Genomic DNA, 5,003 nt, shown 5'->3' with positions numbered 1-5,003 from the left:
CGAGGCGCCCGTGACCGTCATCCTCCCGCCCCAGCCAGTGTTCGGCAAGCCGGTCACGCAAGCGCCTTCCCCCGACACCTTACGATTCCTGGCCGCGCGGCGTTCGTCGTCGGCGGTGACGCTCGCCGCGCCTGGGCCGTCGGACGCCGAGCTGGATCAGCTGCTGCATCTGGCCGCGCGGGTTCCGGACCACGGCAAGTTGGCGCCCTGGCGGTTCATCGTGCTGGACGCAGAAGGCAAGGCGGCGTTTGCGGCGAAGCTCGAGGCGCTGGCGCTCGGACGCGGCGACACCCGCGCCGCGGCCAAGCTGGTCAAGTTGAAGACCCCGCCGATGGGCGTCGCGGTGATCTCGCGCGAAACACGCGGCGACATTCCCGCATGGGAACAGCAGCTTTCAGCGGGCGCAGCCTGCACCAACCTGCTCTATGCGGCGATCGCCATGGGATACGGCGCCAACTGGATCACCGATTGGTACGCCTACGACCGCGACGCCGCCACGATCCTGGGCCTGGCCGACAATGAGCGGGTGGCGGGATATGTGTTCATCGGCACCCCGAACGAGCCGCCGCTGGAACGCGAGCGGCCGAACGTCGAGAACCTGATCAGCCGCTGGCGCGGCTAGTCTCCAGACACACAACGGCCGGACGACGCGTCGGCGCCGCCCGGCCTGAGGTGTGACACGCCCGAGGAGAGTTGGGCGAGTGTCGGTTTACACCGTCACAATTGTTCTGGCTAGCCCGGCGCGCTCAGCCGCGGCCGCGATACGGCTGTACGCCCTGGTCCGGCAGCCACAGGCCTTGAGGCGGCGCACCGCTCTGCCAGAACACGTCGATCGGGATACCGCCGCGAGGGAACCAGTATCCGCCGATGCGCAGCCAACGTGGCTGAGCGACCTCGACCATCCGCTTGGCGATCGCCACGGTGCAGTCCTCGTGGAAGGCGCCGTGATTGCGGAAGGCGCCCAGGTACAGCTTCAGCGACTTGGACTCGATCAGCCATTCGCCTGGCGCGTAATCGATCACCAGATGGGCGAAGTCGGGCTGACCGGTCACCGGGCAGATCGAGGTGAACTCCGGCGCGGTGAAACGCGCAAGATAGAGGTCGTCGGGATGCGGATTGGGCACACGCTCCAGCACCGCATCCTTGGGGTCGTCAGCGGGTCGCGCGTCGCGCCCGAGCTGGGTCAGTTCGAACTCTTCCATCGGCCGCCGATGTAGTCGCCACGCAGCTCGAGAGCAACGCCGCCCGCCTTCAAGGCGATTCGAACGCCTAGCTCAGAGCGCCAGTTGGCGCCGAATTTTTAACCAATTGGTAGCAAGGTTCCGCCTGGTTTTCAGCCACCGCTGTCCACGGCCTTCCCGCCTTGGTCGCGATTCATTGATCTGCGGCGTCGCAATAGACGATATCCGCCAGCGGTCTGGCCAAACCGGATCGAATAACAAGGGGATTATCATGAAATCATTCAAACTCGCGCTGATTGCTGCCGCCGCCACTGTGGCGACCAGCGGCGTCGCCTTCGCCCAGGACGACACCGCGCCGGCCTTCAGCTTCAACGTCGGCGCGGCCAGCGACTACGTCTTCCGCGGCGTCAGCCAGACGTCGGAAAGCCTGCAGGTGTTCGGCGGCGCCGACGTCTCGATGGGCCAGTTCTACGGCGGCGTGTGGGCGTCGAATGTCGATTTCGGCGACGACACTGACGCTGAAGTCGATCTGTACGCCGGCTTCAAGCCGACCGTCGGCCCCGTCTCGCTCGACCTGGGCGTGATCTACTACGGCTACCTGAACGAGCCCTCGAACGCGAACTGGGCCTATTGGGAAGCCAAGGCGGCCGGTTCGGTCGCGGTCGGCCCGGGCTCGCTGGGCGCGGCGGTCTATTATTCGCCCGACTTCACCGGCGGCGGCGATGACGACGACGCCCTGTACTACGAAGTGAACGGCTCGATCCCGCTCGCCGAAAAGGTCACGGCCAGCGCCGCGATCGGACACCAGGACGTCGATGTCCCGGGCGACTTCTCCTACAACACCTGGAATGTGGGCGTCGGCTTCGCGCTGAACGACCACCTGGGCCTCGACCTGCGCTATCACGACACCGACGAACACAGCTTCGGCAAAGGGTTCGACAGCCGCGGCGTGATCTCGCTCAAGGCGACCTTCTAAAGGCCTCAATTCACGGGCTGTTGGAGAGCCGTCGCCTTCGGGCGGCGGCTTTTCTATTTCCGCCGCAGCGACGCGGACTTCCACTTCCCACTGACGCGCTCTAAGGTCGGGCGTCTCCTCGTCCAGGAGCGCACAATGAACGTGCGAATCGGATGCTCAATGGAGCAAATCGCCGATTTGCGCGGTTTCCTTGGACGGTCGTACGGCCAAGTCTATGTTGGCGACTCGATCAAGTAATGGAGCGCGACTCATGGAGCGGATGGCCTTTCGAGCCCAGACCATCCTTGCGGACGTCCTGATCGCCGCCGCCGCCTTCATGTTGGCCTACATCGTTTCTCCTTTGAGGTTGCCGCTCTTCGGCGTCAGCGATCTGCCGGCGATGAACGTCGTCCAGCTCGTCGCCTTCTACGCAGCCCTGGCCGGCGGCTTCACCATGCTGTTCCGCCGCGAGCTGTCGCCCTGGCGCTACGCCTCCATTCCCGACGCTCTGGTGCTGGCCCGCGTGGCGCTTCTCACCGTGGGCGTGTTCCTGCTGCTGGTGTTCGTGCTTGACCGCGGACGCGGCCTGCCGCGCTCGATCCTGTTCATGGCGCCGATCTTCCAGATGGTCGGCTCGATGGGCGGCCGGATCATGCGCCGCGCCCTGCATGAGCACGCGCTGGACAGCTTCGCCCCGCTGAAGACCGCCAGCGACCGCGCCGCGCTCGCCCCTTCCTTGCTGCTGATCGGCCCGCCGTCCCTGGCCGACACCTACCTGCGCGACGTCGCCCGCAGCCATGACCGCAACTATACCGCCGTCGGCATCGTCGGCACCGACGCGCGCGACGTCGGCCAGCAGGTGCGCGGCGTATGCATCATCGAGAGTCTCGAGAACCTGGACGCGGCGCTGGCCGACCTGCGCCGCTGGAACCGCTATCCGCGCGCCATCCTGTTTCTGGAGGAGCCGGCGCGCCTGAAGGGCCTCACGGCAGACCTGCTCGGCCGCTTGAAGAACGACGGCATCCGCCTGTTGCGCCTGCCCAGCATCGTCGAACTCGCCCAGCACGACGGCGTCACCCTGCTGCCGATGCGCGAAATCAACATTGAGGAGTTGCTGGCGCGCGAGCCGATCGAGCTGGATCGCCGCGCCATCGGCGACCTGATCCGCGGTCGTCGCGTGCTGGTCACCGGCGCGGGCGGCAGCATTGGCGCAGAGCTCTGCCGCCAGGTTGCGGCCTTCGAATGTGCGCACCTGACCCTACTCGACTTCTCCGAGACCGCGCTGTTCGAGATCGACCGCGAGATCGCCGAGACCATGCCGCAGCTCTCGCGGCAAGCAGTGCTGTGCGACGTGCGCAACGCCACCCGTGTCGCCAACACCTTCATCGACGAACGGCCGGACCTGGTGTTCCACGCCGCCGCCCTGAAGCACGTTTCGATGGTCGAGCGGCATCCTTGCGAAGGCGTGCTGACCAATGTGATCGGCACCTGGAATGTGGCTGAGGCGGCGCGCGCCTGCGACGCGGCCCAGATGGTGCTGATCTCCACCGACAAGGCTGTCGACCCGACCAATGTGATGGGCGCCACCAAGCGCCTGGCCGAAGCGGTCATCCAGGGCCAGCAGACCGGCAAGGGCACGCGCTTCAGCGCCGTTCGATTCGGTAATGTGCTGGGCTCCGCAGGCTCCGTCGTGCCGATCTTCAAGTCGCAGATCGAACGTGGCGGACCGGTGACGGTGACGCATCCGGACATGGCGCGGTTCTTCATGACCATCCCCGAGGCGACGCAATTGGTGCTGCACGCCACGGCGGCCTCGGCCGAAGGCGACGCCAGCCGCGCGCGCCTGTTCCTGCTGGAGATGGGCGCACCGGTGCGGATCATCGACCTGGCGCGCCAGATGATCGCGCTGTCCGGCCTGACGGTGGGCAAGGACATCGAGATCGAAGTCACGGGCTTGCGTCCCGGCGAGAAGCTCACCGAAGCTCTGCTGGACGAAACCGAGCAGTCCGTCCCCTGCGCGCCCAAGGTGCTGGAGGTGGTGTCGAGCTCGGCTCTGCGCGTCCATGCCAACCATCTTCTGGAGCTGGAATCCCTGGCCCAGCGCAGCCGCGCCGACGACGTGCGCCGCGCGCTGTTCGACCTCGTGGGCCAGATCCGCGGCGACAGGCCCGGCGCCGCGCCGAACCTGCGCGTCGTCGCCAACCGCTGACGGCCCGCTCACCGGCATGGCGAGCGTCCTGGTCACCGGCTCGGCCGGGTTCATCGGCTTCCATACCGCACGCCGCCTGTTGGCGCGCGGCGACCAGGTGGTCGGGCTGGACAATCTCAACAGCTACTACGACCCGGCGCTGAAGGCCTCGCGCCTCGCCCGGCTGCAGGCGCACGACGATTATCGCCACGCCACGATCGACCTGGCCGACCGCGCAGCGGTGTTGGGGCTGTTCGAAGACGCCAAGCCGGACGCGGTGGTGAACCTCGCCGCCCAGGCCGGTGTCCGCTACAGCCTCGAACAGCCCGCGGTCTACGGCGACTCAAACCTAGTGGGGTTCCTCAACGTGCTTGAGGGATGCCGCAGCGTGAAGCCGAGGCACCTTGTCTACGCCTCCACCAGCTCAGTCTACGGCGCGAACGGGAAGCTGCCGTTCTCGGTGCATGACGGGGCGCACCATCCGATCACCCTCTATGCGGCGACCAAGCTCGCCAACGAGGCGATGGCCCACGCCTACGCCCACCTGTTCGACATCCCGACTTCGGGGCTGCGTTTCTTCACGGTCTATGGCCCGTGGGGGCGCCCGGACATGGCGCTTTTCAAGTTCACCGCGGCGATTCTCGCGGGCCAGCCGATCGACGTCTACGGCGAGGGGCGC

General features: G+C 66.8%; 5 protein-coding genes. 4 read left to right on the top strand and 1 reads right to left on the bottom strand.

Going from position 1 to position 5,003, the window contains the following annotated elements:
- The first annotated feature begins 10 nt into the window (after positions 1-10).
- The gene (locus Q8R27_RS13785; RefSeq protein ID WP_305699561.1) at positions 11-622 is read left to right on the top strand and encodes a nitroreductase; all 612 of its coding nucleotides are present in this window, start codon (positions 11-13) and stop codon (positions 620-622) included.
- A gap of 124 nt (positions 623-746) precedes the next feature.
- Here Q8R27_RS13785 and queF read toward each other — a convergent pair whose 3' ends face one another.
- Positions 747-1,202, bottom strand: a complete 456-nt coding sequence (gene queF / locus Q8R27_RS13780) for a preQ(1) synthase (RefSeq protein ID WP_305699560.1) — start codon at positions 1,200-1,202, stop codon at positions 747-749.
- 250 nt (positions 1,203-1,452) lie between these two features.
- Here queF and Q8R27_RS13775 point away from each other — a divergent pair, with 250 nt between their 5' ends.
- From Q8R27_RS13775 to Q8R27_RS13765, 3 genes are all read left to right on the top strand, one after another.
- Positions 1,453-2,157, top strand: a complete 705-nt coding sequence (locus Q8R27_RS13775; protein ID WP_305699559.1) for a TorF family putative porin — start codon at positions 1,453-1,455, stop codon at positions 2,155-2,157.
- A gap of 250 nt (positions 2,158-2,407) precedes the next feature.
- Entirely contained in the window at positions 2,408-4,345 is a 1,938-nt protein-coding gene (locus Q8R27_RS13770; RefSeq protein WP_305699558.1) for a nucleoside-diphosphate sugar epimerase/dehydratase, read from the top strand.
- A 16-nt stretch (positions 4,346-4,361) separates the two neighbouring features.
- The coding region (locus Q8R27_RS13765; protein ID WP_305699557.1) for an NAD-dependent epimerase/dehydratase family protein at positions 4,362-5,003 on the top strand (642 nt) is incomplete at its 3' end.

The sequence above is a fragment of the Phenylobacterium sp. genome (genome assembly GCF_030697305.1).
Lineage (GTDB): Bacteria > Pseudomonadota > Alphaproteobacteria > Caulobacterales > Caulobacteraceae > Phenylobacterium.
Note: the sequence above shows the minus strand (reverse complement) of the source record. Positions and strands in the feature narration are given on the sequence as shown.

What these genes read in the sequence shown, in the direction of transcription:
- queF (WP_305699560.1), bottom strand. Translation starts at nt 1,202, where the DNA reads ATGGAAGAGTTCGAACTGACCCAGCTCGGGCGCGACGCGCGACCCGCT.
- Q8R27_RS13775 (WP_305699559.1), top strand. Translation starts at nt 1,453, where the DNA reads ATGAAATCATTCAAACTCGCGCTGATTGCTGCCGCCGCCACTGTGGCG.
- Q8R27_RS13770 (WP_305699558.1), top strand. Translation starts at nt 2,408, where the DNA reads ATGGAGCGGATGGCCTTTCGAGCCCAGACCATCCTTGCGGACGTCCTG.